The 1,846-nt window shown below is 71.2% G+C and carries 3 protein-coding genes; all 3 read left to right on the forward strand.

Features of this window, described 5'->3' with window-relative positions; all coding sequences use genetic code 11:
- On the forward strand, positions 1-927 hold a 927-nt coding region (locus HMPREF0591_RS29655; RefSeq protein WP_007172574.1), incomplete at its 5' end, for a crotonase/enoyl-CoA hydratase family protein.
- Between the two features lie 3 nt (positions 928-930).
- On the forward strand, positions 931-1,650 hold the full coding sequence (locus HMPREF0591_RS29660; protein ID WP_007172575.1) for a PaaX family transcriptional regulator C-terminal domain-containing protein: 720 nt from the start codon (positions 931-933) through the stop codon (positions 1,648-1,650).
- Positions 1,647-1,846: enoyl-CoA hydratase-related protein (locus HMPREF0591_RS29665; RefSeq protein WP_007172576.1), on the forward strand; the 200-nt coding region annotated here is incomplete at its 3' end. The genes HMPREF0591_RS29660 and HMPREF0591_RS29665, both read left to right, overlap by 4 nt.

The following is a 1,846-nucleotide window of genomic DNA, read 5'->3' on the forward strand; positions in this document are numbered from 1 at the left end:
ATCAGGCCGGTCGACTTCGACAACCTCAAGACGATGACCTACGAGGTCACCGACCGGGTTGCCCGGATCACCTTCGACCGGCCCGAAAAGGGCAACGCGATCGTCGCCGACACCCCGCTGGAGCTCTCCGCGCTGGTGGAACGCGCCGACCTCGACCCCAACGTGCACGTCATCCTGGTGTCCGGCCGCGGCGAGGGATTCTGCGCGGGGTTCGACCTGAGCGCCTACGCGGACCGCACCGGGTCGGCCGGCGGCACCGGCGCGTACAAGGGCACCGTGCTGGACGGAAAAACCCAGGCGGTCAACCACTTACCCGACCAGCCGTGGGACCCGATGATCGACTACCAGATGATGAGCCGCTTCGTGCGCGGGTTCTCCAGCCTGATGCACGCCGACAAGCCGACGGTGGTCAAGATCCACGGCTACTGCGTGGCCGGCGGCACCGACATCGCGCTGCACGCCGACCAGGTGATCGCCGCCGCCGACGCCAAGATCGGCTACCCGCCCACCCGGGTGTGGGGGGTCCCGGCGGCGGGGCTGTGGGCGCACCGGCTCGGCGACCAGCGCGCCAAGCGCCTGCTGTTCACCGGCGACTGCATCACCGGCGCGCAGGCCGCCGAATGGGGCCTGGCGGTCGAGGCGCCCGACGCGAAAGACCTCGACGAGCGGACCGAGCGGCTCGTGCAACGGATCGCCGCGGTGCCCGTCAACCAGCTGATCATGGTCAAGCTCGCGCTGAATTCCGCTCTGCTGCAACAGGGTGTGGCCACCAGCCGGATGGTCAGCACCGTGTTCGACGGCGTCGCCCGGCACACGCCGGAGGGCCACGCCTTCGTCGCCGACGCCACCGCGCACGGCTTCCGCGACGCGGTGCGGCACCGCGACGAGCCGTTCGGCGACTACGGCCGCCGCGCCTCGCAGGTGTAACCGATGGCCACCATGACGGCCCGATCGGTGGTGCTCAGCGTGCTGCTGGGCGCCCACCCGGCGCACGCCCGGGCCAGCGAATTAGTCCGGCTCACTTCGGATTTCGGCATCAAGGAGACGACGCTGCGGGTGGCGCTGACCCGCATGGTCGGCGCCGGCGACCTGATCCGCTCCGCCGACGGCTATCGGCTCTCCGATCGCCTACTGGCCCGGCAGCGGCGCCAGGACGACGCCATCGACCCGCGGTTGCGGCTGTGGCGCGGGGAATGGGTCACGCTCATCGTGACCAGCGTGGGCAACGACGCGCGTACCCGGGCCGCGCTGCGAACCGCCATGCACGACAAGCGCTTCGGCGAACTGCGTGAAGGAGTCTGGATGCGGCCGGACAACCTGGAGCTCGGCCTGGACCCCGAGTTCGACGCCCGGGTACGGGTCTTGCGGGCCCGCGACGATGACCCCGCCGGGCTGGCCGCCCAGCTGTGGGACCTGCCCGCCTGGGCGCGGACCGGACACCGGCTGCTCGACGAGATGGCCGCCGCGCGCGACATTCCCGGCCGCTTCGTGGTGGCGGCGGCGACGGTGCGGCACCTGCTCACCGACCCCGTGCTGCCCGACGAACTGCTGCCGGCCGACTGGCCCGGCGCCCGGCTGCGCGCCGCCTACCACGACTTCGCCGCCGAGCTGCTCGGGCGGCGCGAACCACTATTTGCGGAGGCAAAATGAGCGATCCAGTGCGTATCGAGCGCAACGGACCGGTGACCACGGTGATCCTGAACCGGCCGGCGGCGCGCAACGCGGTCAACGGCCCGACCGCCGCGGCGCTGTATGCCGCATTCGACGAATTCGACCGCGACGACGCCGCGTCGGTCGCCGTGCTGTGGGGCGACGGTGGAACCTTCTGCGCCGGAGCGGATTTGAA

The organism is Mycobacterium parascrofulaceum ATCC BAA-614, assembly GCF_000164135.1.
In the GTDB taxonomy this organism is placed as follows: domain Bacteria; phylum Actinomycetota; class Actinomycetes; order Mycobacteriales; family Mycobacteriaceae; genus Mycobacterium; species Mycobacterium parascrofulaceum.

Bases quoted from the DNA above. Each gene is read 5' to 3' on its own strand.
- HMPREF0591_RS29660 (WP_007172575.1), top strand. From the start codon at position 931: ATGGCCACCATGACGGCCCGATCGGTGGTGCTCAGCGTGCTGCTGGGC.